Raw genomic sequence first — 25,034 nt, forward strand, 5'->3', positions numbered from 1 at the left:
GTCGGTGGCGAGCGAGGGTCGAAGGATGAGCACGAACGACCCGACCGCACTTCTCTTCCCCGCCGTGTACGAGGGGGACGAGGACACGGTCGTACGGCTGCTGCGGGCCGGAGTGAGTCCGGAGGCCGTCGACGCGGACGGGCAGAGCGCCCTGTACCTGGCGGCCGTGAGCGACCGGCCCGGCGTCGTACGGCTGCTGCTGGCCGTCGGCGCCGAGCCCGACCGGCTCAGCCTGGGCACGGACGCTCCCCTGTGCGGCGCCGCCTGCGGGGGTCACACGGAGGTGGTCGTCGCCCTGCTCGCGGCCGGGGCGCACCCGGACACGGTGGAGGCGTTCGGTTTCACCGCGCTGACCTGGGCACTGCGCCGGGGGCACACCGCCGTCGCGGAGGCGCTCCTCGCCGCGGGCGCGGACCCCGGCAGGCCCGGACCGGCGGGCGAGCCCCCGCTGGTGACGGCCGCGCACCGGGGGTCGGCCGGCTGTGTACGGGCTCTGCTCGCGCACGGGGCGGGCGCGCGGGGCGAGGCGCTGGCGGAGGCCCGCCGTCTGCTGGGCGTCGGCGTCGAGACCGAGCTCCGGGAGAGCCTGGCCCGCGCGCACGGCCCCGGCCACGCCTCGGTCACCCACCGGCACGAGTCGCCGGAGGGCACCGTGGTCGAGGTGCAGCTCCTGGACGCCCGGGGCGAGCCGTTCGCGGGCGACGACCTCCAGACCGGTCACGCGGAGATCGTCACCCTGCTGAAGGCGAGCACGACGCGCCGCTGAGTCGAGGGGGCCGAGGCGGTGCGGCGGCGCCGGGCTACGGGGAGAAGTGCGTCCGCATCGGGCTTCGGGGAACGGTGCGGCCGCGTCCGGTTTCGAGTGAGCGGTGCGGCCGCGCCGGGCTTCGGGGCGTGGTGCGGACGCATGGGGTTTCGGGGAGTGGTGCGGCGGTGCGGCCGCGTCTGGTTTCGAGTGAGCGGTGCGGCCGCGCCGGGGCTTCGGGGAGAAGTGCGGCCGCATCGGGCTTCGGGGAACGGTGCGGTCGCGCCGGGTTCGAGGATCGGTGCGGTCGCGCCGGGTTCAGGAGCCCGTCCCGTACACCGCCCCCGGTGCCGTGGACCGCTCCAGGAGTTCGCGGGTCGCCGCGCCTGCCTCCGCCGGGGTCCACCGCGCTCCCTTGTCGGCGCTCGGGCCCGGCCGCCAGCCCTCCATCACCGTGATCCTGCCGCCCTCGGTCTCGAAGACACGGCCGGTGACCCCGGCGCTGGCCGCCGATCCGAGCCAGACGACCAGCGGCGAGACATTGCCCGGGTCCATGGCGTCGAAGCCGCTGCCGGGGGCCGCCATGGTGTCGGCGAAGGCGCGCTCCGTCATCCGCGTACGAGCGGCCGGGGCGATGGCATTGACCTGGACGCCGTAGCGTTCCATCTCGGCCGCGGCGACCAGCGTGAGTCCGACGATTCCGGCCTTGGCGGCGCTGTAGTTGCCCTGTCCGACCGAGCCGAGCAGGCCCGCCCCGCTGCTGGTGTTGACGACCCTGGCGTCGGGCGCGCGGCCCGCCTTGGCCTCCGCGCGCCAGTGGGCCGCGGCGTGCCTGAGCGGCAGGAAGTGCCCCTTCAGATGGACCCGCATCACGGCGTCCCAGTCGTCCTCGTGGAGGTTGACGAGCATCCGGTCGCGCAGGAACCCGGCGTTGTTGACGAGGGTGTCGAGACGCCCGTACGTCTCCAGGGCGGCGCGGACGAGGGAGGCGGCGCCGTCGGTCGTCGCGATGTCGCCGCCGTGGGCCACCGCCTCGCCGCCCGCAGCGCGGATCTCCTCGGCCACCTGCCGGGCCGGACTGTCCGCGGCGGGGGTGCCGTCGAGGCCGACGCCGAGGTCGTTCACCACGAGCCGGGCGCCCTCGGCGGCGTACGCCAGCGCGTGCGCCCTCCCGAGTCCGCGGCCCGCGCCCGTGACGATCACGACGCGCCCCTCGCACAGCAGTCGTGCGCTCATCGTGTCTCTCCTGACCGGTCCTTGTTGGCGGTGGCGGCGTCGAGGAAGGCGGGCCGCTCGCCACCTCCGTGGACGAGGAGGGAGGCGCCGCTGATGTACGCGGCGGCGTCGGAGGCGAGGAAGACCGCGGCGGCGCCGACGTCGGAGGGCCGGGCCAGGCGGCCCAGCGGAACGGTGCGGGCCACGGCGGCGACGCCGTCCTCCCCGCCATAGTGCAGATGGGCCAGTTCCGTGTGGACCATGCCGACGACCAGGGTGTTGACCCGGACCTCCGGCGCCCACTCGACGGCCATGGAACGGGCCAGGTTCTCCAGTCCCGCCTTGGCCGCGCCGTAGGCCGCGGACCCGGGCGAAGGGCGTGAGCCGCTCACGCTGCCGATCATCACGATCGAGCCCCGGGTCCGCCTGAGGTGCTCGTGGGCCGCGATCGACGCGGTGAGCGGTGCGGTGAGGTTGAGCTCGATCACCCGTGCGTGCCGCTCGGCGTCCGCCTCGGCGAGGGGGCGGTAGGGGGCGCCGCCCGCGTTGTTGACCAGGACGTCGAGGCGGGGCAGGGCGTCGAAGAAGGCCCGGACGGCGGCCGGGTCGCGCAGATCGAGGGGGACGAAGTCGGCCTTGCCGAGGGGGACTTCGGGCGGGCGGCGGGCGCAGACCACGACCTGGGCGCCAGCTCGCTCGAAGGCTCCGGCGATGCCGGCGCCGACGCCTCGGGTGCCGCCGGTGACGACGACGGTCCGGCCGCCGAGGTCCGCCCAGACATCGGAACGGGGCATTGCGTCGGAACGGGTCGAGGGGTCGGGGCGGGTCAAAGGGTCGGACCGGGTCGAGAGGTCAGGGCGGGTCGGAGGATCGGACCGGGGCGGGGCGTCGGACGGGGGCAAGCGGTCAGGGCGGCCCGAAGTGCTGGGCCGGTTCGTGGTGTCCGGGTTGTCCACAGGGCCTCCCGCGCGACCGCGATCGCTGCTAGCTTCGCATCACACCTAACAAACGTTTGGTGGAAAGGTAGCTGATGTGCCCATGGGTGTCTCCACCTCGTCCCCGGAAAAGGGGATTTCCGTCGTCACGGTCGACTTCCCGCCGGTCAACGCACTGCCGGTGCGGGGCTGGTTCGACCTCGCCGACGCCGTGCGCGCGGCGGGCGGCGACCCGGGGACCCGCTGTGTCGTCCTGAGAGCGGAGGGACGCGGGTTCAACGCGGGCGTCGACATCAAGGAGCTGCAACGCGACAGGACCGGCCATGGGGCCCTGATCGGGGCGAACCGCGGCTGCGCCGAGGCGTTCGCAGCGGTGTACGAGTGCGAGGTGCCCGTCGTGGCCGCGGTGCACGGCTTCTGTCTGGGCGGCGGCATCGGGCTGGCGGGGAACGCGGACGCGATCGTGGCGAGCGAGGACGCCGTCTTCGGCCTGCCCGAGCTGGACCGCGGCGCGCTCGGCGCGGCCACGCATCTGGCCCGGCTCGTCCCCCAGCATCTGATGCGCGTCCTGTACTACACCTCGCGCACGGCGACGGCGGCCGAGCTGCACGCCCACGGCTCGGTGTGGCGGGTCGTGCCGCGCGCGGAACTGCGGTCGGCGGCCCTGGAGCTGGCGCGCGAGATTGCCGCGAAGGACGGTCAGCTCCTCCGGCTCGCCAAGGCCGCCATCAACGGCATCGATCCCGTCGACGTGCGCCGCAGCTACCGCTTCGAGCAGGGCTTCACCTTCGAGGCCGCTCTCGCGGGAGTGGCCGCCCGCGTCCGTGACACCTTCGGCAAGGAGGCTCCCAGGTGAGCGACAAGACCATGTCGGCGCAGGACGTCGTCGGCCGGCTGGAGACCGGGATGACCCTCGGCATCGGCGGCTGGGGTTCGCGCCGCAAGCCGATGGCCCTGGTGAGAGCGCTGCTCCGCAGCGAGATCACCGATCTGACCGTGGTGTCGTACGGCGGACCCGACGTCGGGCTGCTGGCCGCCGCCGGCCGGATCCGCACGCTGGTGACGGCCTTCGCCACGCTCGACTCGATCCCGCTCGAACCGAACTACCGCGCGGCCCGCGAGCGCGGGGCGTTCGAGCTGAGGGAGGTGGACGAGGCGATGTTCATGTGGGGGCTGCGCGCGGCGGCGAACCGGCTGCCGTTCCTCCCGGTGCGGGCGGGGCTCGGTTCGGACGTGATGCGGGTCGACCCGGGGCTGCGGACGGTCACTTCGCCGTATCCGGACCCGGTCTCGGGGATACGGGAGGAGCTCGTCGCGATGCCCGCGCTGCGTCTGGACGCGGCCCTGGTCCACCTGAACCGGGCGGACCGCGCGGGCAACGGCCAGTATCTGGGCCCCGACCCGTACTTCGACGACCTGTTCTGCGAGGCGGCGGACACGGCGTACGTCTCGTGCGAGCGGATCGTCGACACGGCGGAACTGACCAAGGAGGCGGCGCCGCAGACGCTGCTGCTCCGGCGGTCGTCCGTGACGGGCGTGGTGGAGACGCCCAACGGCGCGCACTTCACCTCGTGCGTCCCTGACTACGGGCGGGACGAGGCGTTCCAGAAGCTGTACGCGACCACGCCGTACGCCGAGTTCGCCGAGCGGTTCCTCGGCGGCGGCGAACACGACTATCAGAGCGCCGTGCGGGACTGGCGGAAGGAGCGGGAGCGGTGAAGGGGGAAGGGGCGGGTGCGGTGAACGGGGAAGGGGCGGGGCCGGTGCGGGTCACGCGGGCCGAGTACTGCGTGATCGCGTGCGCCGAGGCGTGGCGGGGCGACGGCGAGGTGATCGCCAGTCCCATGGGTCTGATCCCGTCCCTGGGCGCCCGGCTGGCCCGGCACACCTTCTCGCCGGATCTGCTGCTGACGGACGGCGAGGCGCTGCTCGTCGGACCGGACGGCACGACGGAGGGCTGGCTGCCCTACCGCAGACATCTGACGGCGGTGACCGGCGGGCGGCGGCACGTGATGATGGGGGCGAGCCAGATCGACCGCTTCGGCAACCAGAACATCTCGTGCGTCGGCGACTGGTCCCGGCCCCGGCGCCAGCTGCTGGGCGTGCGCGGCGCCCCGGTCAACACCCTGAACAACCCGACCAGTTACTGGATCCCCCGGCACTCTCCGCGGGTGTTCGTGGAACGGGTCGACATGGTGTGCGGGGTGGGGTACGACCGGGCGGCCGCCGCGGGTCCGAGCGCCACCCGGTTCCATCGTCTGCCCCGGGTGGTGACCGACCTGGCCGTCCTCGACTTCGCGACGCCCGACCACGCGATGCGACTGGTGTCCGTCCACCCGGGCGTCACCGTCGAACAGGTCGGGGAGGCGACGGGTTTCGCGCTGAGGATCCCGGACGAGGTGCCGTTCACCCGCGAACCGACGGCGGAGGAGCTGGAGTTGATCCGCACGGTGATCGACCCGGAGGGCCGGCGCGAGCGCGAGGTGCCCGATCCGCAGGCCGGCCTGCCCGGGAGTCCGGGCGGCGGCGCACGGGACGGAGGGATGCCCGGGAGTCCGGGCGGCGGCGCACGGGGCGGGGCGATACCCGGGGGTCCGGGCGGGGGCGGGCGCTGATGGAGACCGCGCTGACCCGGCTCGTCGGGGTCCGGCATCCCGTCGTGCAGACCGGCATGGGCTGGGTGGCCGGGCCCCGGCTGGTCTCGGCGACGGCGAACGCGGGCGCCCTGGGCATCCTCGCGTCGGCGACGATGACGCTCGACCAGCTGCGTGACGCCGTGCGGGAGGTCAAGTCCCGTACGGACCGGCCGTTCGGGGTGAATCTGCGGGCCGACGCCGGGGACGCGGGCGACCGGGTGCGGATCATCGTCGAGGAGGGTGTGCGGGTCGCTTCGTTCGCGTTGGCCCCCTCCCGTGAGCTGATCGCCGGGCTGAAGGAGGCGGGGGTGGTCGTCGTGCCGTCCGTGGGGGCCCGGCGGCACGCGGAGAAGGTGGCCGCTTGGGGCGCCGACGCGGTGATCGTGCAGGGCGGTGAGGGCGGCGGTCACACCGGGGAGGTGGCGACGAGTGTGCTGCTGCCCCAGGTGGTGGACGCCGTGGACATACCGGTGGTGGCGGCGGGCGGCTTCCACGACGGGCGGGGGCTGGTGGCGGCGCTGGCGTACGGGGCGGCGGGCATCGCGATGGGCACGCGGTTCCTGCTGACCTCCGACTCGACGGTCCCCGGCGCGGTGAAGGCGAGGTACCTGGCGGCGACGGTGAAGGACGTCACGGTGACGACGGCCGTCGACGGACTGCCGCACCGGATGCTGCGCAGCGAGCTCGTCGACACCCTGGAGAAGGCGGGGCGCGCCGGGTCGCTGGTCCAGGCGGTGCGGCGCGCCGCAGGGTTCCGGCGGATCTCGGGTCTGTCCTGGCCCCGGATGATCCGCGACGGCCTCGCCATGAGACACGGCAGGGATCTGACCTGGAGCCAGGTCCTGCTCGCCGCCAATACCCCGATGCTGCTGAAGGCGTCGATGGTGGACGGCCGTACGGATCTGGGGGTGATGGCGTCGGGGCAGGTGGCGGGGGTGATCGACGACCTTCCGTCGTGCGCGGACCTGGTCACGCGGGTGATGGCGGAGGCCCACGCGACGCTGGAGGCGCTCGCCGCGACGGGCGGGGCGGGCCCGCCGTGGGCCGAGGCCTGCGGCGAACCGCCCGGATAGGCAGCCGTCCGCAAAGGTGCCCGCCCTGGCAAGGGCCCGTACGGACACGTGGCTGTCCGGACACGTGGCCGGGTAGGCACCCGCCCGCAAAGGTGCCCGCCCTGGCAAGGGCCCGTACGGACAAGGGCCCGTACGGACAAGTGGCTGTCCGGACGCGTGGCCGTCCGGCACACGTGGCCGTCCGGCACACGGGGCCGGTCCCGCCCCTCGGGTCCCTCAGAGGCGTTCGATGATCGTCACGTTCGCCTGGCCGCCGCCCTCGCACATCGTCTGGAGTCCGAAGCGGCCGCCGGTGCGCTCCAGTTCGTGCAGCAGGGTGGTCATCAGGCGGACGCCGGTGGCGCCGAGCGGGTGGCCCAGGGCGATGGCGCCGCCGTTGACGTTGACCTTCTCGGGGTCGGCGCCGGTCTCCTTGAGCCAGGCGAGGACGACGGGGGCGAACGCCTCGTTGATCTCGACGAGGTCGATCTCGCCGATGGACATGCCGGTCTTCTTCAGGGCGTGGGCGGTGGCGGGGATGGGGGCGGAGAGCATGCGGATGGGGTCCTCGCCGCGTACGGAGAGGTGGTGGACGCGGGCGCGGGGGGTCAAACCGTGTTCGTGGACGGCTCGTTCGGAGGCGAGCAGCATCGCGGCGGCGCCGTCGGAGACCTGGGAGGAGCAGGCGGCGGTGATGGTGCCGCCCTCGACGACCGGTTTGAGGGCGGCCATCTTCTCCAGGGTGGTGTCGCGGCGCGGGCCCTCGTCGGCGGTGACGTCGCCGTGGGGGACGGTCTCGCGGGCGAAGCGGCCCTCGTCGGCGGCGCGGATCGCCCGCTGGTGGGAGCGGAGGGCGAACTCCTCCTGGTCGCGGCGGCTGATGCCCCATTTGGCGGCGATGAGTTCGGCGCCGTGGAACTGGTTGACGGGGCGGTCGCCGTAGCGTGCGCGCCAGCCCTCGCTGCCGGCGAAGGGGCCTTCGGTGAGGCCGAGGGGTTCGGCGGCCTGGCGGGAGGCGAAGGCGATGGGGATCTGGCTCATGTTCTGCACGCCGCCGGCGACGACGAGGTCCTGGGTGCCGGACAGGACGGCCTGGGCGGCGAAGTGGACGGCCTGCTGGGAGGAGCCGCACTGCCGGTCGACGGTGACTCCGGGGACCTCCTCGGGCAGTCCGGCCGCCAGCCAGCTGGTGCGGGCGATGTCCCCGGCCTGCGGGCCGACGGTGTCCAGGCAGCCGAGGACGACGTCCTCGACGGCCGCCGGGTCCACGCCGGAGCGTTCGACGAGGGCCTTGAGGACGTGTGCTCCGAGGTCGGCGGGGTGAACGGCGGCGAGTCCTCCGCGGCGTCGCCCGACGGGGGTGCGGACCGCTTCGACGATGTAGGCCTCGGCCATGACGACTCCCTTGGGGGTGTGGGTGGTGCGCTTATGTCTCCTCGCGCACGGAGATGCCGTCGAGCACCATCGACAGGTACTGGCGGGCGATCTCCTCGGGGCTGTGCAGGCCGCCGGGCCGGTACCAGGAGGCGGCGACCCAGACGGTGTCGCGGACGAACCGGTAGGTGAGGCGGATGTCGAGGTCGGCCCGGAAGACATGGGCGTCGACTCCGCGTTCCAGGGTGCCGAGCCAGGCCTTCTCGAAGTTGCGCTGGGACTCGGCGAGGAAGGCGAAGCGTTCCTGTGCGGCGAGGTGCCGGGATTCCTTCTGGTAGATCGCGACGGCTGCGCGATGGCGGTCGATCTCCCGGAAGGATTCGGTGACGAGGGCTTCGAGGGTCTCGCGGGGGCCGAGTCCGGAGTCGAGGACGGTGTCGTAGCCGTCCCAGAGTTCGTCGAGGAAGGTGCGCAGGATCTCCTCCAGCATCGATTCCTTGGAGTCGAAGTGGTAGTAGAGGCTGCCCGCGAGCATCCCGGCCTCGTCCGCGATCCTGCGGACGGTGGTGGCGTTGTAGCCCTGTTCGGCGAACACCTCGGCGGCGGTGCCGAGCAGTTCGCGGCGGCGCTCGGGGGTGGCGGTCACCTGGGGCTTCTTCTTGGTAGGCACGCGGTCATTGTCGTCCTATGCGTGCTGGCTGCTCACGGACACGACTTCGCCGGTGAGGTACGAGGAGTAGCCGGAGGCGAGGAACACGATGACGTTGGCCACCTCCCAGGGTTCGGCGTACCGGCCGAAGGCTTCGCGGGCGGTCAGTTCCTCGAGGAGTTCGGGGGTGGTGACCTTCACCAGGTGGGGGTGCATGGCGAGGCTGGGTGAGACGGCGTTGACGCGGACGCCGTAGGCGGCGGCCTCGACGGCGGCGCAGCGGGTGAGGGCCATGACGCCCGCTTTCGCGGCGGCGTAGTGGGCCTGTCCTGACTGGGCGCGCCAGCCGACGACGGAGGCGTTGTTGACGACGACCCCGCCGTCGCCCTGGTCCCTGAGGCGTCGCAGGGCGGCGCGGGTGCAGCGGAAGGTTCCGTTCAGGGTGACGTCGAGGACGGTGGACCACTGGTCGTCGGTCATGTCGGCGAGGGGTGCGGTGCCGCCGAGTCCCGCGTTGTTGACGACGATGTCGAGTCGGCCGTGGTGGGCGGTGGCGGTGTCGAAGAGGGCCTGGACCTGGTCCTCGGCGGTGACGTCGCAGGGTTGTGCGGTGACCCGGCCGGGGCCGAACTCCGCGGCGAGGCTCCCGGCGGTCTCCTTCAGGCGGCGGGTGTGCGCGTCGCTGATCACGACGCGGGCGCCTTCTTCGAGGAACCGGCGTGCGGTGGCTCCGCCGATGCCGGCGCCCGCGGCCGCGGTGATGACGGCGCTGCGGCCCTTCAGGAGTCCGTGGCCGGGTACGTACGCCGGGCTCTCGACGTCGCTCATGCCTCCAAGCTAACCTACCAAACACTTGTTAGGGAAGGTCGCAGGAAGGGGCCCCGCCGATGGATCTCACCGTCTCCCCCGCCGACGAGGCGTTCCGCGCCGAGGCCCGTGCCTGGCTGGAGGCCCATGTCCCGGCGGTTCCGCTGCCCTCCCTGGAGACCGCGAGGGGGTTCGCGGCGCATCGCGCGTGGGAGGCCGAACTGGCGGCGGACCGCTGGTCGGTGGTGTCGTGGCCGGCGGAGTTCGGCGGCCGGGACGCGGACCTCGTGCGCTGGCTGGTGTTCGAGGAGGAGTACCACGCGGCGGGCGCGCCGGGCCGGGTCGGGCAGAACGGCGTCAGCCTCCTCGCGCCGACGCTGTTCCGGCACGGCACCGCGGAACAGCGTGCGCGGGTGCTGCCCCCGATGGCCACGGGCGAGGTGGTGTGGGCGCAGGCATGGTCGGAGCCGGAGGCGGGTTCGGATCTGGCCTCGCTCAGGTCGCGGGCGGTGCGGGTGGAGGGCGGCTGGCTGCTGCGGGGTCACAAGACGTGGTCGTCGCGGGCCGCGTTCGCGGACCGGGCCTTCGGTCTGTTCCGCAGCGAGCCGGGCCTGGCGAAGCCCCATCAGGGCCTGACGTATCTGATGTTCGACCTGCGCGCGCCGGGGGTGACGGTCCGTCCGATCGGGCGGCTGGACGGCAGGCCGGCGTTCGCGGAGCTGTTCCTGGACGACGTGTTCGTGCCCGACGAGGACGTGATCGGGGAGCCGGGGCAGGGCTGGCGGGTGGCGATGTCGACGGCGGGCGAGGAACGGGGTCTGACGCTGCGTTCGCCGGGCCGTTTCCTGGCGGCCGCGGACCGGCTGGCCGCGCTGTGGCACACCCACGGCGACCCGTCGGACTCGGCGCTGCGCGACAGGGTCGCCGACGCGGTGATCGGGGCGCGCGCCTACCAGCTCTTCACGTACGGCCATGCCTCCCGGCTGCTCGAAGGGGGGAGCGTCGGGGCGGAGTCCAGCCTGAACAAGGTGTTCTGGTCGGAGCTCGACATCGCGCTGCACGAGACGGCGCTCGATCTGCTGGGCGCCGAGGGCGACACGGCGGACACGGGGTGGTGCGAGGGGTACGTCTTCGCGCTCGCGGGTCCGGTCTACGCGGGCACGAACGAGATCCAGCGCGACATCGTCGCCGAGCGGCTGCTCGGCCTTCCGAAGGGCCGCCGCTGATGCGCTTCCTCCTCGACGCCGAGCAGCGTGCGTTCGCCGCCTCCCTGGACGCGATGCTGGGGTCCTCGGACACACCGTCGGCGGTGCGGGCGTGGGCGCTCGGGGACCCCGGGCCGGGGCGGGCCCTGTGGTCGCGGCTGGCGGAGGCGGGGGTGTTCGCGCTGGCGGTCCCGGAGGAGTACGAGGGGGTGGGTCCGCTGCCGGTGGAACTGGCGGTGGCCTTCGTGGAACTGGGGCGGCACGCGGTTCCCGGTCCTGTGGTGGAGACGGTCGCCGCGGCCGCCCTGCTGGGCGGGCTGGACGCGCCCGGTCCTGCCGAACGGCTGCTGCCGGGGCTGGCCTCGGGCAAGAGCCCGGCCACCCTCGCCCTGGACGGTGCTCCGGCGCTCGACGCGGACGCGGCGGGGGTGCTGCTCGCGGTGGACGGCGGGGAGCTGCGGCTCGCGTCCGGCCACGGCCCGGTGCGGGTGTCCGTCGACCGCTCCCGCCGGTTCGCTCCCGCGCTGGGCGGCGGCGAACTCCTGGCCGCGGGCCCGCAGGTCGCCCGTGCCGCGCTCCGGGCGCTGACGTGGGCCCGGCTGGCCACCGCGGCCCAGGCCCTCGGGGTGGGCCTCGCGCTGCTCGCGCGGACCGTCGCGTACGCGGGGCAGCGGACCCAGTTCGGTGTTCCCGTCGGTTCGTTCCAGGCGGTCAAGCACCGGCTCGCGGACGCGCTGATCGCCCTGGAGTTCGCGCGTCCGCTGCTGTTCGGGGCCGCGCTGTCGATGGACCCCGCGGACGTGGCCGCGGCGAAGGTCACGGCCTGCGAGGCGGCGTACGCCACGGCGCGGGCCGCGTTGCAGCTGCACGGCGCGATCGGCTACACGGCCGAGTACGACCTGTCGCTGTGGTTCACCAGGGCTCGTTCCCTGCGGTCCGCCTGGGGCACTCCTGGCGCGTGCAGGGCCGAGGCGCTGGCCGGTCTCAGTGGTGGTGGTCGTCCCCGCTCGTGATCTCCCGGTACTCCTCGGCCGTCGGCTTGGGGATCCTCGTGCCGGGCCCGTAGAGGGCGCGCGCGAGCCGGGCGCGCAGCCGTAGGGCGGGGCCGGCACGGCGGGCCACGCCGTTGGCGTCGACGAGGGGGCCCACCTCGTAGGGCGGCGCCTGTTCGTGCTGGGTGAGGGTGAACCGCTGGGCCGGGGTGAGGGGTTCGTGGACCTCGACGTACTCGCCGTGCGGCAGCATCATGATCGTGCCGGACTCGCGTCCGTGCAGCACCTTCTCCCGGTCGGCCCGCTGGAGCCCGAGGCAGATCCGTTTCGTGAGGACGTAGGCGAGTGCGGGCCCGGCGAAGACGGCGACGCGGACGAACCAGGTGATCGCGTTGATCGACAGATGGAAGTGGGTGGCCCACAGGTCGTTCCCGCCGCCGACGAGCAGGACGGCGTACAGCGTCAGCCAGGCGACGCCGAGCGCGGTGCGGGTGGGCACGTTGCGCGGCCGGTCCAGGATGTGGTGCTCGCGCTTGTCACCGGTGACCCAGGCCTCGACGAACGGGTAGAGGGCGATGGCGGTCATGACGAGCGGGAACAGCGCGAAGGGGATGAGGACGCCCAGCTGGAGGGTGTGGCCGGAGGCGTTGATCTCCCATCCCGGCATCACCCGGATGAGCCCTTCGGAGAAGCCGAGGTACCAGTCGGGCTGCGCGCCGGTGGTCACGAGGTCCGGGCGGTAGGGCCCGAACGCCCACACGGGGTTGATGGTGGCGATCGCGCCCATGATCGCCAGGACTCCGAAGACCAGGAAGAAGAAGCCGCCGGCCTTGGCCATGTAGACGGGCAGGAAGGGCATGCCGACGACCGACTTCTCGTCCTTGCCCGGCCCCGGGTACTGCGTGTGCTTGTGGTGGAAGACCAGGATCAGATGCGCGACCACCAGCCCCAGCATGACGCCCGGCAGCAGCAGGACGTGGATGGGGAAGAACCTGGAGATGATGTCGTGCCCGGGGAACTCCCCGCCGAAGAGGAAGAAGGAGAGGTACGTCCCCACGACGGGGATCGACAGGATGGCGCCGTCGGCGAAGCGGACGCCGGTGCCGGAGAGCAGGTCGTCGGGCAGCGAGTAGCCGGTCAGTCCGGTGAGCAGGCCGAGCATCAACAGGGTCCAGCCGAAGAGCCAGTTGACCTCGCGCGGCTTGCGGAACGCGCCGGTGAAGAAGACCCGCATCATGTGCACGAGCATCCCGGCGAGGAAGACCAGCGCCGCCCAGTGGTGGATCTGGCGGATGAGCAGTCCGCCGCGCACGTCGAAGCTGATGTCGAGCGTGGACTCGTACGCCCGGGTCATGACGATGCCGTTCAGCGGCCCGTAGGAGCCGTGGTAGACGACGTCGACGCCGCTCGGCTCGAAGAACAGGGTGAGGTAGACGCCGGTGAGGATCAGGACGAGGAAGCTGTAGAGGCAGATCTCGCCCAGCATGAACGACCAGTGGTCCGGGAAGACCTTGCGCATGTTGGCCTTGGCCAGGGAGTAGACGCCGAGGCGTCCGTCGGCCCAGTCGGCGAGCCGCTCCCCTTTGCCGGTCTCCGGCGCGCGCCGGGCCCGCGGCGTTCCCTCTGGGCCGGTGTCCCGCGAAGTCCCGCTCCCTGGTGCCCCGTTCACCGAAGTCCGTGCGGCCCTGCCGGAGTCGATCTCTCGTGCGCCCATTCGCCGCTCCCCTCGGCCCACCAGGGTGGCACGCCGGCCGCTCTCCGCCAACGGGGCGTCCTGGAAAGGATGTTGGGGCGGACACGGCCGAACGGGGTGCCGGCGGGTCCGGCCACCGCGGGGACGAGGGTCAGGCCAGGATTCCGCGCGCCCGTGCCGCCGCCAGCCAGTGCGGGAACTCCGCGACCATCCGGTCGTACAGCTCCGCGTCGCCGACCTCGCGCGGGTCCGAACCGGCGTGGAAGAAGCCCGCGTTGTCGACGACCCGCTTCTGCGGCACGGCCAGGTCGTCGAGCCGGCGCAGGAAGTCGAACTGCTTGCTGCCCCGGTCGCCGAAGCCTATGAACTGCCAGAACATCGGCAGCCGGGCGGCCTTGCACAGATACCGTTCGGCGGCGAGCTTGTTGATCGGCCCTCCGTCGGTCTGGAACACGACCAGGGCCGGGGCGTCGGAGCCGCTGTCGAGGTAGTGGTCGATGACGGCGTCCATGGCGAGGTGGTAGCTGGTCCTGCCCATGTGCCCGAGCCCGGCCGCGATCGACGCGATCCGCCCGCGGTGGTTGTCGAGCGCGATGTCGGTGACCGCGTCGACGTCCGTGGAGAAAGTTCTACCTATGGTCCCCTTGAAGGACGTCACCAGGAGGGGCCATGACCACGGCAGCAGCGACGCAGACCGCCAGGGAGTACCTGCGCGTCTCGAAGGGCAAAGGGCGCGTCGCCCGTTCGATCACCGACCAGCACAAGGACAACATCGCGGCCGAGCAGGGCCACGGCCCGTGGACGTGGGGCGAGCCCTACGCCGACACGGGCAGTGCCTCGAAATTCGCGAAGAAGACCCGGGATGACTTCGACCGGCTCATGGCTGATCTGGAGTCCAAAGACTTCGGCGAGCCAGGGACCGTGCTCGTGCTCTGGGAAATCTCCAGGCTCGCCCGCGAAACCGGTAAGGGCGTGGCCCTGGTGGACGCTGCCGAGAACGGCAGCTATCTGATTCACATCACCAGCCTTGACCGCACCTTCAATCCCCAGAACTACGGGGACCGGCACAGCCTGATCTCCGGAATCAATGACGCCGAAAAGGAGGCACGACTCCTCAGCGTCCGTACGCTGCGAGGCGTGAACTCCGCACTCGATGAGGGGCGTCCGCACGGAAAGACACCATTCGGATACGCCCGGGACTATGAGCTGATCGATGGCCGTCCACGGCCCGTCAGGCAGTACGCCGACCACAATGAGGCACCGTTGGTCCAGGAGTTGTTCCGGCGCGTTCTGGGCAGCCCCGAAAAGGCGCCGGAGTCCATCCGGTCGGTGGCCATGGACTGGGAGCGACGCGGCATTGTCAGCCGCCAGAGCGGCGCCACGTTCTCGCCACAGAATCTGCGGCAGATGCTGCTGCGTAAGGCGTACATCGGTATCCGCGTCCACGGCGGCACGGAGCGCCCCGGGAACTGGGAACCGCTCATCGACCCGGCGACATTCGAGGGTGTGCAGCGAATGCTCGCCGACCCGTCCCGAAAGTCGTACACCACGGCCAGCGTTCGGCATGTGCTCACCGGGACTCTGCGCTGCGATGTGTGCGGCGGACGAATGGCCGTACGCGCTGGAGGCCGTGAACGCGATAGGCGCCCCTCCTACGCCTGTTACCGGTACGGGCATCTCATGGTGGACAAGGCAGAGACGGACGCCTATCTGATCGGGGACGCGGAACACCCGGGGGTAGTGCTGGCCTATCTCTCACGGCCGGACGTGGCCGCAGGCCTTTTGGCCACGGGTGACAGCGAAGAACTGCCCGTCGTACGCGCCGATATCGCCACGGCGCGAGCCAGCTTGGAGGCCTTCGAGGCAGAGGACCCGGAGACCCCGGCAGAGGCGCGTCTGATCGCGCGGAAGATCTCACGCTTGGAGGAGGACATCTCAGAGTTGGAGGGCCGTGAGCGCGCCCTCACGGCGCCCAATCCCCTGGTGTCCATCTTCGAGGCGGGACCCGGCGCGGCCGCGCGCTGGGAGCGCACGGAGGTCAGTGCACAACGGGCCATCGTGGGCATGCTGTTGGCGCCCGGAGTTCTCGGGCAGCCACGCGTCCGGCCGGTGCCGGACAGTGAGTCAGAGGCCATCCAGGACAGGATCCGTTTCGTAAAAGAGACGGACTGACCAGCCCGAATGCAGCGCTCCCCTGAAGGGGCGCGCTCCCTGAATTGGGCACGGCTCGATAAGTAAAGAATTACAGGGCGCTGGCAGGGATTTGGATATCCCAGCTAGCGCCCTGTAGCTTTTAAGGGCCGAAGGAGAGCGGCCACCCCGAGACATGAGTGTCGGTGTGCAGGCACGCTCCCCCGGAGAGGAATCGTGGCGACAGAGCCCGATCTCACATGGACGCAGATCCGAGCACGAATTGCCGGACGAAAGCGTCAGGACCCTGACGCGGATGTCACCGACGATCTGCGAGACCTGCGCGTGGCACGGCTCGAAGAGCAGATAGCACGCGTGGTCCAGGCTGCGCCTCCACTCACACCCGAGCAATTGGAGCGCCTGCGCGCGCTCCTGGCTCCGTCTACGGCTGCGTGAGCCACATGTCCGACTGGTTCGAAAACCCAGCCGTCCGGCGCCACTTCGGCGTAGCCGGACTGGACTGGAAAACCATCTGCATGGAGCAGGACGACGAGACCGATGAGACGGAAGAACCGTCCACGGCTCAGGTATCCGAGGACGGTTCTGTACCCGATGAAAGGCACACCCAGGATGGCATGACCTAACGCCTAGGACCGGTCGGAGGAGAGGAGTCCCGCTATCTGCGGGGCCTGACTACCGGTCCGCAAAAGGCAGCCGCCCCGGAGAGGAGTAACCCGGGGCGGCTTGGATAGAACAGGCACAACAAGCATGGCAGATCTGCCTGCGGATGAGCCCCGCAATGCCTCTCTTCTCCCCGTGGCATTGACCTACGCCCGCATGGGTTGGTCAGTCTTTCCGTTGCGCCCACTGACTAAGGTCCCGGCCACCCCCAACGGATTCAAGGACGCGAGCACGGACCCGCGCGTCATCACGGCCTGGTGGACCGATACCCCTACCGCCAACATCGGTATTGCCACCGGTATCTCGGGACTCTTCGTCATCGACGTCGACACGAAGAACGGCAAGAAGGGCGCCGAGACGCTTGCCCAATTGGTTGCCGAGCACGGCGACTTGCCGGATACCTACACGGTCCAGACGTGGTCCGGCGGACGGCACTACTTCTTCGAGATGCCGCAGTCCCGCCTGAACAACTCCACCGGTACCGAGAAAGCGGGACTCGGGCCGGACATCGACACCCGGGGCGACGGCGGATATGTGGTCGCCGCCCCGTCCGTGGTCGAGGAGAACGGCGTACGCGGTAAGTACGACGCCACGCTGAGAATCCGTCCGGCCGAACTCCCCGCATGGGTTGCCGACAGGCTGACGCCCCGGCGCCCGTACGTGGCCCCCGGACGGGCCAGCACGCCCCCGGCGGGCCAGAGGGCTACGCAGCCCCTGAACGGCCCGCAGACGGCCCCTGAGGGCCTGCGCCGGTACATCGAGGGCAAGTGCGCCGAGATACGCGCCATGCCGGTCGGCAGCGCGGCCACGCAACCGGTCAATGACATCGCGTTCGAACTGGCCCAGTTCGAGGAGATCTCCGTGGAGGAGCTGCGCGCCGAGCTGCGCGCGGCAGTCGACACGTGGGAGGACGGTCACGAAAAGGGATACGCCGCAATCGAGCAGGGGTTGAAGGACGCGGGCACTGAACCGCGAGTGTGGGAGGACCGGCGAATGCGCCGCGCTGCGCCGCGTACGAGCGATCAGTTCGAGGATTCATACCTGGCGGAATCCGTGGTGGCCGACGTGCTCACAGGCGCATACCGCTTTGTGCCAGGTCTCGGATGGAAAGCATGGACCGGCCGAGTGTGGCGCGACTGCGACGAATTGGAGGTGGCCGAACAGATCCGACGTTGGGCAATCCAGCAATACCAGGGTGCCTTGAATCAGGAGCGCCGAGAACCGGGCAGTGTCCCCATGGACGTCATCACCGGATGGCGCAGGGCGCTGAAGGCAGAAAAGCAGATCACTGTCCTGAAGATGGCCCGTGGATTCGAGGGCGTGTTCACCACTCCTGAAGAGTTGGACCGGGACCCCGATCTGCTCAACGTGCGTAACGGCGTGGTGAATCTGAGGACCGGCGAATTGCTTTCGTCGGACCCGAGCCGGCTGATGACCAAAATGGCGGGTGCGGAATACCGCCCCGACTACCGGCATCCGGACTGGGAAAAGACTCTGGAGGCAGTTCCGGAGGGCATACGCGATTGGTTCCAGATCCGAATGGGCCAGGCGGCTACCGGACACACTCCGCCTGATGACCTCCTCATCGTGTCGCAGGGTTCAGGAGAGAACGGAAAATCCACTGTCAACGCGACCACGGCGACGGCAATGGGCGACTACTACACGCTGCTTTCCGACCGGGTGTTGATGGCAGATCCGTCGGCACACCCCACCGAACTCATGGACCTGATGGGTGTTCGGTACGCAGTCATGGAGGAAACGCCGGAGGCACGCAGGCTGGACACCCAGAGGCTTAAGCGCACCGTGGGAACGCCGCAGATCACGGCCCGCCGCATTCGTCAGGATTCGGTGACGTTCACTGCCACGCACTCCATGTTCATCTCGACCAACTTCCGGCCGGAAATCACGGAGACGGATCACGGGTCATGGCGGCGGTTGGCGCTGGTCACCTTCCCCTACAGCTACCGAAAGCCTGGAGAGGAATTGGTGACCGCCGATGACCGGCCAGGAGACCCGGGGTTGAGGGATCGGTGCAAGGACGACCCCGACGTGCACGCGGCTGCGCTCGCATGGATGGTCGAGGGCGCACAGCGCTGGTACGAGGCGAACAAGGTAATGCCGCCACTCCCCGAATCCGTCGCGGACGACACCCTCAAGTGGCGCAAAGAATCAGACACAGTCCTGGCCTTCAGTGACGACGTGCTCATATTCGAGTCAGGCCAGCACATCCACGGACGGGACTTCAAGGATGAGTTGGACGCTTACCTCATCGGTAAGGGGATGAGCGCCTGGAGCGAAAAGACCATCGCGGCCCGCTTCGAAAGCCACGACGTTATGCGGCGGCACGGCGTCGAGTTGAAGGCGACGCGGGCCAATCCACGGCGCTCACGCAGTCCACGGCAGCAGCGGATGACGGAGTTGAATCCGTACGCCGAAGTACCCGGAGGGGCCACGTACAAGGCATGGATCGGTGTCCGTTTCCGCAGCGTCGCGGATGACGTGGAGGCGTCCATCCAAACGGACTCGGCGCCTCCTGTTCACGATGTTCACGCAGATCTGGTAACCCCCCGCGAAGAGAATTCCTACGGCGTTAACCAGCGCTCCGTGAACATCGTGAACATCCCTGGTCAGGGCCTGGAGGTTCCTTCCGAGGTGGCCGCTCCTCGTGCGCGCGCACGTACGCGCGACCCGCGCCCTGGCCGCCCCTACGTTCCGCCGGGCGGCAACAAGCCACCCGCCGCATGACCGAGGAGACCGACTGATGAAACCGGGCTTCACGCTCGATGAGCACGCCGAGATGGGAGCCATGTTGGCCGCCATTCACGACGAACTGACGCGACGGGCGACACGTACGGCGAATACCTATCCGGGCACGATGCAGGCAGCCAGAAAACTGCGGCATGCGTCAGAGGCCCTACTCCGGGCCCGTGGCGCACTGGATGACGCCATGTGCACCGAGTTCCCCGGCGAGTTCAGCACGACGGCCTACTTCCCGAACACTGAGGACCGACAGCGACTATCGCTCAGTCCCTCAACGGACAAGGACTCAGCCGCATAACAACCGTGGCCCTCCAGGGGCGCATCCCTGGAGGGCCACAAATCCTCTCCTCCGGCGACGAAGTAGAAGGGATGGCGATCGTATGTCGCCTTACCGCGAGACCGCCACATGCGGCGCTGTGCGCCGCCACTATGAGGACTCTCTCTGTCAGCAGACGGCCGGTCATCGAGGCCTGCACCGAGACCGGCTCGGCCGTCAGTGGCGGAACTGGGATAAGCGGGCTCCGCGTACGCGGTATCTCCCACCGCATCTGCGTGAGGAGGCCGTGAGCAGGGCCGAGAACTACGCGGCTTACGGCGCGAACTTCGAGAACTAGGCGGGCATCTTCGTCTGCTGCATCTCCCCCTCCGTCTCCCCCTCGGTCGAGATGGAGGGGGAGGTGGAGTTTCACTCGAAGAGGCGGGACGCATTGCAGGCAAAGGCGGCAGCCGGCTCGGGGTTTGCATTGCCCGGCGAACCGGTGTCCGTCGGGACCGGTACATTCATTCCACGAGCGGATCTCCCGGCCCCGCTCGATCTAAGTCCGGAGCGGAACTCAGCTCTTCCCCGAGAGCTGACGGCCTTGAAAGGGGAGCGCATGTCCTACGACATGGGTTACTACGGCGGCGGCTACGGTTTTGACGCCGATCCGTACGAAGAGCAGGAAGAGCAGGAAGAGCAGCCGCAGCCGCGCAAGAGCGGCGGACAAGGGCTGCGGAGTTACGCGCAAAGGGTCGACAGGGAAAACCAGGACCTGAAGCGACGGCTAGCGGAGCTGGAGGACGCGAACCGGGACCTGCTGGGCGGTAGCCCGCACTCCCCCGGAAACGCACCTCAGAACGGCGGACCGCAGCCAGAACGGCGCCCGATCCTTGCAACGCCATTTGCATCGGACGCAGAACAGATGCAGTACCACCACATGCTTTCTCAGGGCAACATGTCCGCCCATCCGGCAGGCAGCGAGGCGGAGCAGATAGCGCGCATCCGTAACGCCAGGAATGCCGAGGAATTGACGGAGTATCTCCGTTCGCAGGGCAGTCAGATCGGCCAGTCGTACGACGGAATGGGTTTCTGATGGACATCACCCGAGCTGTTCCAGGCACCGACCTTTCCGGCGACCCTGGCCACGAGGTCAGCTCTCAGCCGATGCAGTCGCTCAAGGGTGGCTGCGCTGCACCCAATGTGCAGCAGCCGCTCAGTGGCGCCAATACGGGTGCCCCTGCACGTGATCTGGCGAATGCCATGGACTCGGAGTCTCCCGACTCCGGATATCTCGGCACGTCGGTGCAGACCTTCAAGACTCCCGGCGTCGGAGGTTCAGCTACCTCCCCGGCGACGTACTGAGTCTGTGTGAGCGCCTGTTAGGTCTGGCGCCTTCCGGATATTCATTCCCTGGGATCCGTAGCCCAGCCATGGCGAGGGCGTGAATAACCCAGTTGGGCGCAGAAGAAAACCCCCGAAAGTGACGGCTCGGGGGTTTCTTCTTTGTTCGAATGCAGGATTCCCCAATAGGCCGGAAAAGACGCCTATGGAATTCCCCATTCACTTCACCCGGCGCCTTATGGCGCATTCATGCGCACCTATTCGACAAATCTCCGCCACGAGGCGGCGGAATGTCGACAATTGCAGGCGCTGCGCACGAATGGGGGACGACTCCCACACACAGCCCTCCCCCATTCCGGGCTCGTCTCAGTTCTTCGCCCGTGCGCTCCCGCGCAGGTTCTCGTAGTGGTCGCACAGAGCATTGACCGACCGGGCCAGTTTCATGGCCACGGAATGCTGGACGGTCGCCAGATCCTCCGGCCAGCCGATGCGCAGGCGAATTCCTGCCTCTCCGATGCAGGCCATTGCGCAGGCGCGGGGGATGTCATTCCGGGGCAGTCCCCGGGTCGCCTTCTCCACGGCCGGGATCAGCACGTTGATGTGGCCCGTGAGCATGAGCGCGAGCGTGTGCAGATCTTCCGGCACCTGGCCGTCGTCGGCCAGCAGCAGGCGGGCACTCGTGCGCATTGTCTCGATGTCCGGCGGAAGCGGGCCCACGCCCGCCCCTTCGTTCGCGGTCTCGGTGGCGGTAGCTTTCGGCATGTCGGCACTCCTTGGGTGTCGGCCATGCCCCGGGAGTCCTGACCGACTCGCCGGGGTCCTTTCGTCCTCGACCGTACTGATGGATGTATAGCTCTGTATAGCTCTCCAGAGATTCCGGCAGCTTTGCAGCGCTCTACGTTGCCCCTGTGAGTGATCGCAACGAGGTGCCCGAGTTCAACCCGCAGGGTCCCCAGCTCGTCTACGTGGCCGTGGCCGATCACATCGAGGCCAGGATTCGGGCCGGAGAACTCCGGCCGGGCGCACGCCTTTCCTCCGAGCGCGATCTAGCGCAGGAATACGGCGTCGCGTACCTGACGGTCCGGCGGGCCGCCGAAGTGCTCCGCCAGAGGGCATTGATCATCGCCGTGCACGGGCGCGGCACCTTCGTGGCCGACCCCGTACCCGACAAAGCCACGGAGCAGCCGCCGCAGGCATGAGCCTGAGAGGTCTGGTGCGCATGCTCGGGGTGGGTTCAGCCCAGCCCAGTGACCCCCGTTAAATACCCCCGGGTCATGGTGGGGCAGACGTGGCCAGATCTGGACAGATGGGGCGCATTCGCGTTTGCGGAGTGCGCAGCTCAGGTTTGCTCACAGTGGCGCAGCCTCTGCCGTTGCCGCGCTGGCCTGCACGTTCATGAGTACAGACAGACGTCGCTGCGTTGCGCACGCAAGAACGCAATGCATGACCATGACCAGACCACGCAGCAGTCAAGGGCAGGTAATGCAGCAGCGCATGCAGGCTGCATGCATGCCCCGTGAATCCAGGGCAGCAGCGACAGGGCGAGCGGGGCGCTGCAATGGCCATCCCGACCTCCATCTCCGTGGAGGTCATCTCCGAGTTGTAGGGGCCCGAGCGCGCCCCTACCTGGCCATGCGGGGCGCATGCCATCGGCGTACGACAGCAGGGGCCACGGGGGCGTGCTGGCCGCCTCCGGCAGCAGTGCCGACCGTCCGGCCGCAGGGTCTGCCCTGGCCCCCCTCCGGGCCAGATTCCGACTACAGGGCGTAGTGATCAGGGCGCTTGCCAGCACTCGCGCTGATCATGGTCCGATTCACTTCAGCGAATGGCCCCTGACCTGCGGTTTCCTTGATCACGTCCTGCTTACGCTGCGTGTCGTCCTACGTAGAGAGTTGTCCGTGGAGAAGAAGACGACCGGGACGGTGCCGTCGTCGTCGAGGTGGGCGGACAGGCCGAGCACCCGGTCGGCCAGGGCCTGCACACTGCCGTCGTCGTAGTACGGCTTCATCGACCCCGAGTAGTCGACCACGAGGTACACGGCGGCGCGCTGCCCGCTCAGCCCGTTCTTGGTGAGGCTGATCCCGGCGCTCCGGTAGGCGCTCACCAGCGCGGGCGCGGTCTCCTCGATCTTCGTGAGGCTGATTCCGGCCATGCGGGGCTCCCGTGGTCAGCGGACTGCGGAACGCCGAGATTACGTCACGGCGCCGAGCCGCCCGGAGCGCGGTGCCGACCCGTCCCAAGTCGCCTTTCCGACCCGTCCCGACTCACGATGCCGACCCGTCCCAAGTCACGATGCCGACCCGTCCCGAGTCACGGTGCCGACCCGTCCCAAGTCACGATGCCGACCCGTCCCAAGTCACGATGCCGGCCCTTCCGGAGTCACGAAGCCGACCCGCCCCGAGCGCGGTCGCGGCGTCGGGTCGCGGCGGCCCCGGATCGTGGCCCTGCCGGTTCCCGCCCGGCGGCGGGTCGGATAATTTGATCACCGCCGTCCCCACCGGCTCACCTTCCCCTCTTTCCCCGTGCGTTCCAAGGAGCCGGCCGTGGAGTCCGAGTCCGCCGTCACCACCTGCTACCGCCACCCCAAGGTGGAGTCGCATGTGCGCTGCACCCGATGCGACCGCTACATATGTCCGAGCTGCATGCGCGAGGCCGCCGTGGGCCACCAGTGCGTGGAGTGCGTGAAGGAGGGCTCCCGGTCGATCCGGCAGGCCCGCACGGCCTTCGGCGGCCGGATCTCGACGGTGCCCGCGGTCACGTACGTCCTCATCGGCCTCAATCTGCTGGCCTACCTGGCCGAACTGCTGCGCTCCTCGGTCGTGGACCGGTTCGCGATGCTGGGCGCGGGACTCGTGGGCCCGGACGGGGGCCACTACTACTGGGCCGCCGTCCACTCCCCCGACTACCACGCGGAGGGCCTGGTCGACGGGGAGTGGTACCGGCTGCTGACCGGCGCGTTCCTTCATCTGCCGCCCACCGGGGGCACGTTCGGGATCGCGCACATCGGGATGAACATGTTCGCGCTGTGGAACATCGGCCGGACCGTCGAGGCCCAGCTCGGCCGGGTCCGCTATCTCGCGCTGTATCTGCTGTCCGCGCTCGGCGGCTCGGTCCTCGTGCTGCTCATCGCGCCGGACCAGCAGACGATCGGCGCGTCGGGCGCGATCTTCGGTGTCAGTGCCGCGTACTACGTCATGGCCCGCCGGCTCGGCGCGGACATGGCCGGCGTCAACCGGTTCATGGCGGGCCTGCTGCTGTGGCTCGTGATCTCGGCGGGGCTCACGTCCTGGCAGGGGCATCTGGGCGGACTGCTGGCGGGCGGGCTGGTGACGGTGGCCTACGCGTACGCTCCCCGCGGCTCCCGTCGCGCGCTGGTCCAGGCGGCCGCCTGCGTGGGGCTCCTCGCCGTCCTGGTGGTGCTCACGGTGCTGAAGGTGTCGGCGCTGAGAACCGGCGCCGTCTGACGGTCCGCCGGGGCGCGCTCACCGCGCGCCCCGAGCGCGAACCGCGGTCCGTGCGACGCGCGTCCGGTCCGCCCGACGTCCCCGCCCGGGCGCCGGGCGCTGCGTACCCTGTGCGTCATGAAACGTGCGGGTTTCCTGTCGTTCGCCCTCGTCCCCGTTCTGATGACGGCTGCGGTCGCCTGCACCACGCCCGAGCACACGGCGGCCGACGCCAAGGGCAACCCGTCACCGGTGGCGCGGTCCCGTGCGGCGGGCAGGGCCCAGGCCGAGCGGGCGCCCCGTGCCACGGCCGTCGCGAGCACCCCGGCCGGCACCCCGGCGGGCCTCGCGGCCCCGGACAAGAAGGAGCTCGCCCAGGAGATCGTGGCGAGCGCCGAGAACTCCACGCTGAACTGGCGCTCGGCGTACGCCTACATCGAGGACATCGGCGACGGCCAGGGCTACACGGCGGGCGTCATCGGCTTCTGCACCGGCACCCACGATCTGCTCACCCTCGTCGAGCGCTACACCGCGCTGCACCCGGGCAACGGGCTCGCCCGCTATCTCCCGGCCCTGCGCGCGGTCGACGGCACGGACTCCCACGAGGGCCTGGACCCGGGCTTCGCCGCGGCCTGGCGCCACGAGGCCGCGGTCCCCGCCTTCCGCGAGGCCCAGGACCACGAACGCGACCGGGTCTACTTCGATCCCGCGGTGCGGCGCGCCAAGCTCGACGGCCTCGGCACGCTCGGCCAGTTCATCTACTACGACGCCATGGTGATGCACGGTCCCGGTACCGGCGGCGACGGCTTCTACGGGTTGCGCGACCGCGCCCTGCGCGAGGCGAAGCCTCCGTCCGAGCGCGGCGACGAGAAGGCGTACCTGGAGGTCTTTCTGGACGTCCGCCGCGCGGTCATGAGATCCGCGAACCCCGACCGCGACACCACCCGGATCGACACCGCCCAGCGCCGGTTCCTCGACGACGGGAACCTCGGCCTGGACACACCGCTGGAGTGGCGCGTGTACGGCGAGACGTACCGCGTGCCGTAGACGGCCGAGCCCGCTCCACGTGCCCTGGGAGAGCCGTGTGCGGGCATGCGGCGGCGCCTGCCAGGGCGTC

General features: G+C 70.1%; 20 protein-coding genes and 2 pseudogenes. 13 read left to right on the top strand and 9 right to left on the bottom strand.

Annotation, left to right across the window (positions count from 1 at the left end; translation table 11 throughout):
• The first annotated feature begins 25 nt into the window (after window positions 1–25).
• The gene (locus WJM95_RS07595; RefSeq protein ID WP_339128786.1) at window positions 26–766 is read left to right on the top strand and encodes an ankyrin repeat domain-containing protein; all 741 of its coding nucleotides are present in this window, start codon (window positions 26–28) and stop codon (window positions 764–766) included.
• A 297-nt stretch (window positions 767–1,063) separates the two neighbouring features.
• Here the strand turns inward: WJM95_RS07595 and WJM95_RS07600 are convergent, their stop codons facing one another.
• Window positions 1,064–1,981 (bottom strand): SDR family oxidoreductase, encoded by a 918-nt coding sequence (locus WJM95_RS07600; RefSeq protein WP_339128787.1) that lies wholly within the window; start codon window positions 1,979–1,981, stop codon window positions 1,064–1,066.
• On the bottom strand, window positions 1,978–2,754 hold the full coding sequence (locus tag WJM95_RS07605) for an SDR family oxidoreductase (RefSeq protein ID WP_339128789.1): 777 nt from the start codon (window positions 2,752–2,754) through the stop codon (window positions 1,978–1,980). Before WJM95_RS07605 ends, WJM95_RS07600 begins: the two co-directional genes overlap by 4 nt.
• A gap of 244 nt (window positions 2,755–2,998) precedes the next feature.
• On the opposite strand from WJM95_RS07605, the gene WJM95_RS07610 reads away from it, so the two are divergent.
• The 4 genes from WJM95_RS07610 to WJM95_RS07625 are packed head-to-tail and all read left to right on the top strand — an operon-like array spanning window position 2,999 to window position 6,604.
• Window positions 2,999–3,751, top strand: coding sequence for an enoyl-CoA hydratase family protein (locus tag WJM95_RS07610; RefSeq protein WP_339128790.1), 753 nt, complete (start codon window positions 2,999–3,001; stop codon window positions 3,749–3,751).
• Entirely contained in the window at window positions 3,748–4,614 is an 867-nt protein-coding gene (locus WJM95_RS07615; RefSeq protein ID WP_339128792.1) for a CoA-transferase, read from the top strand. The genes WJM95_RS07610 and WJM95_RS07615 overlap by 4 nt, the downstream gene beginning before the upstream one ends.
• Window positions 4,615–4,634: 20 nt before the next feature.
• Entirely contained in the window at window positions 4,635–5,510 is an 876-nt protein-coding gene (locus WJM95_RS07620; protein WP_339128793.1) for a CoA-transferase, read from the top strand.
• Window positions 5,510–6,604: a nitronate monooxygenase gene (locus WJM95_RS07625; RefSeq protein ID WP_339128795.1), complete on the top strand. Its 1,095-nt coding sequence runs from the start codon at window positions 5,510–5,512 to the stop codon at window positions 6,602–6,604. The genes WJM95_RS07620 and WJM95_RS07625 overlap by 1 nt, the downstream gene beginning before the upstream one ends.
• Window positions 6,605–6,820: 216 nt before the next feature.
• Here WJM95_RS07625 and WJM95_RS07630 read toward each other — a convergent pair whose 3' ends face one another.
• Genes WJM95_RS07630 through WJM95_RS07640 form a run of 3 tightly spaced genes read right to left on the bottom strand, consistent with a single transcriptional unit; the run spans window position 6,821 to window position 9,434 of the window.
• Window positions 6,821–7,978: an acetyl-CoA C-acetyltransferase gene (locus tag WJM95_RS07630; protein ID WP_339128796.1), complete on the bottom strand. Its 1,158-nt coding sequence runs from the start codon at window positions 7,976–7,978 to the stop codon at window positions 6,821–6,823.
• Window positions 7,979–8,009: 31 nt separating this feature from the next.
• Window positions 8,010–8,627: a TetR/AcrR family transcriptional regulator gene (locus WJM95_RS07635; protein WP_339128797.1), complete on the bottom strand. Its 618-nt coding sequence runs from the start codon at window positions 8,625–8,627 to the stop codon at window positions 8,010–8,012.
• 15 nt (window positions 8,628–8,642) lie between these two features.
• Complete coding sequence (locus WJM95_RS07640) at window positions 8,643–9,434, bottom strand: SDR family oxidoreductase (RefSeq protein ID WP_339128798.1); 792 nt, start codon at window positions 9,432–9,434, stop codon at window positions 8,643–8,645.
• 59 nt (window positions 9,435–9,493) lie between these two features.
• On the opposite strand from WJM95_RS07640, the gene WJM95_RS07645 reads away from it, so the two are divergent.
• Both WJM95_RS07645 and WJM95_RS07650 read left to right on the top strand, forming a co-directional pair.
• The gene (locus WJM95_RS07645; protein WP_339128799.1) at window positions 9,494–10,639 is read left to right on the top strand and encodes an acyl-CoA dehydrogenase family protein; all 1,146 of its coding nucleotides are present in this window, start codon (window positions 9,494–9,496) and stop codon (window positions 10,637–10,639) included.
• Window positions 10,639–11,631: an acyl-CoA dehydrogenase family protein gene (locus WJM95_RS07650; protein WP_339128800.1), complete on the top strand. Its 993-nt coding sequence runs from the start codon at window positions 10,639–10,641 to the stop codon at window positions 11,629–11,631. The genes WJM95_RS07645 and WJM95_RS07650 overlap by 1 nt, the downstream gene beginning before the upstream one ends.
• Here the strand turns inward: WJM95_RS07650 and WJM95_RS07655 are convergent.
• Together WJM95_RS07655 and WJM95_RS07660 are read right to left on the bottom strand one after the other, a co-directional pair.
• Entirely contained in the window at window positions 11,603–13,324 is a 1,722-nt protein-coding gene (locus WJM95_RS07655) for a cytochrome bc complex cytochrome b subunit (RefSeq protein WP_339128802.1), read from the bottom strand. The two genes, WJM95_RS07650 and WJM95_RS07655, sit on opposite strands and share 29 nt — an antisense overlap.
• A 130-nt stretch (window positions 13,325–13,454) precedes the next feature.
• Window positions 13,455–13,928, bottom strand: a pseudogene (locus WJM95_RS07660) (VWA domain-containing protein); the annotation flags it as partial.
• Window positions 13,929–13,972: 44 nt separating this feature from the next.
• On the opposite strand from WJM95_RS07660, the gene WJM95_RS07665 reads away from it, so the two are divergent.
• The 3 genes from WJM95_RS07665 to WJM95_RS07675 all read left to right on the top strand — a co-directional run bounded on the left by WJM95_RS07665 (window position 13,973) and on the right by WJM95_RS07675 (window position 20,226).
• Entirely contained in the window at window positions 13,973–15,475 is a 1,503-nt protein-coding gene (locus WJM95_RS07665; RefSeq protein WP_339128804.1) for a recombinase family protein, read from the top strand.
• A 774-nt stretch (window positions 15,476–16,249) separates the two neighbouring features.
• Window positions 16,250–18,859, top strand: a complete 2,610-nt coding sequence (locus WJM95_RS07670) for a phage/plasmid primase, P4 family (RefSeq protein ID WP_339128806.1) — start codon at window positions 16,250–16,252, stop codon at window positions 18,857–18,859.
• Between the two features lie 890 nt (window positions 18,860–19,749).
• A complete protein-coding gene (locus WJM95_RS07675) occupies window positions 19,750–20,226 on the top strand; it encodes a hypothetical protein (protein ID WP_339128808.1) in 477 nt (158 codons plus the stop codon).
• A gap of 614 nt (window positions 20,227–20,840) precedes the next feature.
• Here the strand turns inward: WJM95_RS07675 and WJM95_RS07680 are convergent.
• On the bottom strand, window positions 20,841–21,236 hold the full coding sequence (locus WJM95_RS07680) for a DUF6415 family natural product biosynthesis protein (RefSeq protein WP_339128810.1): 396 nt from the start codon (window positions 21,234–21,236) through the stop codon (window positions 20,841–20,843).
• A 146-nt stretch (window positions 21,237–21,382) separates the two neighbouring features.
• Between WJM95_RS07680 and WJM95_RS07685 the strand changes: the two genes are divergently transcribed.
• Window positions 21,383–21,673 (top strand): winged helix-turn-helix domain-containing protein, encoded by a 291-nt coding sequence (locus WJM95_RS07685; RefSeq protein WP_339128811.1) that lies wholly within the window; start codon window positions 21,383–21,385, stop codon window positions 21,671–21,673.
• Between the two features lie 695 nt (window positions 21,674–22,368).
• Here the strand turns inward: WJM95_RS07685 and WJM95_RS07690 are convergent.
• Window positions 22,369–22,626: pseudogene (locus WJM95_RS07690) on the bottom strand (VWA domain-containing protein); the annotation flags it as partial.
• 391 nt (window positions 22,627–23,017) lie between these two features.
• Here WJM95_RS07690 and WJM95_RS07695 point away from each other — a divergent pair.
• Complete coding sequence (locus WJM95_RS07695; protein WP_339128812.1) at window positions 23,018–23,938, top strand: rhomboid family intramembrane serine protease; 921 nt, start codon at window positions 23,018–23,020, stop codon at window positions 23,936–23,938.
• A 117-nt stretch (window positions 23,939–24,055) separates the two neighbouring features.
• Window positions 24,056–24,964, top strand: coding sequence for a chitosanase (locus tag WJM95_RS07700; protein WP_339128813.1), 909 nt, complete (start codon window positions 24,056–24,058; stop codon window positions 24,962–24,964).
• The last annotated feature ends 70 nt before the right edge of the window (window positions 24,965–25,034 follow it).

It is taken from the genome of Streptomyces sp. f51, assembly GCF_037940415.1.
In the GTDB taxonomy this organism is placed as follows: Bacteria; Actinomycetota; Actinomycetes; order Streptomycetales; family Streptomycetaceae; genus Streptomyces.

Excerpts from the sequence above, each read along its gene's own strand:
- WJM95_RS07645 (WP_339128799.1), top strand. The coding sequence starts at position 9,494 with ATGGATCTCACCGTCTCCCCCGCCGACGAGGCGTTCCGCGCCGAGGCC.
- WJM95_RS07665 (WP_339128804.1), top strand. The coding sequence starts at position 13,973 with ATGACCACGGCAGCAGCGACGCAGACCGCCAGGGAGTACCTGCGCGTC.
- WJM95_RS07680 (WP_339128810.1), bottom strand. The coding sequence starts at position 21,236 with ATGCCGAAAGCTACCGCCACCGAGACCGCGAACGAAGGGGCGGGCGTG.
- WJM95_RS07700 (WP_339128813.1), top strand. The coding sequence starts at position 24,056 with ATGAAACGTGCGGGTTTCCTGTCGTTCGCCCTCGTCCCCGTTCTGATG.
- WJM95_RS07640 (WP_339128798.1), bottom strand. The coding sequence starts at position 9,434 with ATGAGCGACGTCGAGAGCCCGGCGTACGTACCCGGCCACGGACTCCTG.
- WJM95_RS07650 (WP_339128800.1), top strand. The coding sequence starts at position 10,639 with ATGCGCTTCCTCCTCGACGCCGAGCAGCGTGCGTTCGCCGCCTCCCTG.
- WJM95_RS07605 (WP_339128789.1), bottom strand. The coding sequence starts at position 2,754 with ATGCCCCGTTCCGATGTCTGGGCGGACCTCGGCGGCCGGACCGTCGTC.
- WJM95_RS07675 (WP_339128808.1), top strand. The coding sequence starts at position 19,750 with ATGTCCTACGACATGGGTTACTACGGCGGCGGCTACGGTTTTGACGCC.
- WJM95_RS07625 (WP_339128795.1), top strand. The coding sequence starts at position 5,510 with ATGGAGACCGCGCTGACCCGGCTCGTCGGGGTCCGGCATCCCGTCGTG.
- WJM95_RS07595 (WP_339128786.1), top strand. The coding sequence starts at position 26 with ATGAGCACGAACGACCCGACCGCACTTCTCTTCCCCGCCGTGTACGAG.
- WJM95_RS07630 (WP_339128796.1), bottom strand. The coding sequence starts at position 7,978 with ATGGCCGAGGCCTACATCGTCGAAGCGGTCCGCACCCCCGTCGGGCGA.
- WJM95_RS07600 (WP_339128787.1), bottom strand. The coding sequence starts at position 1,981 with ATGAGCGCACGACTGCTGTGCGAGGGGCGCGTCGTGATCGTCACGGGC.
- WJM95_RS07610 (WP_339128790.1), top strand. The coding sequence starts at position 2,999 with ATGGGTGTCTCCACCTCGTCCCCGGAAAAGGGGATTTCCGTCGTCACG.
- WJM95_RS07655 (WP_339128802.1), bottom strand. The coding sequence starts at position 13,324 with ATGGGCGCACGAGAGATCGACTCCGGCAGGGCCGCACGGACTTCGGTG.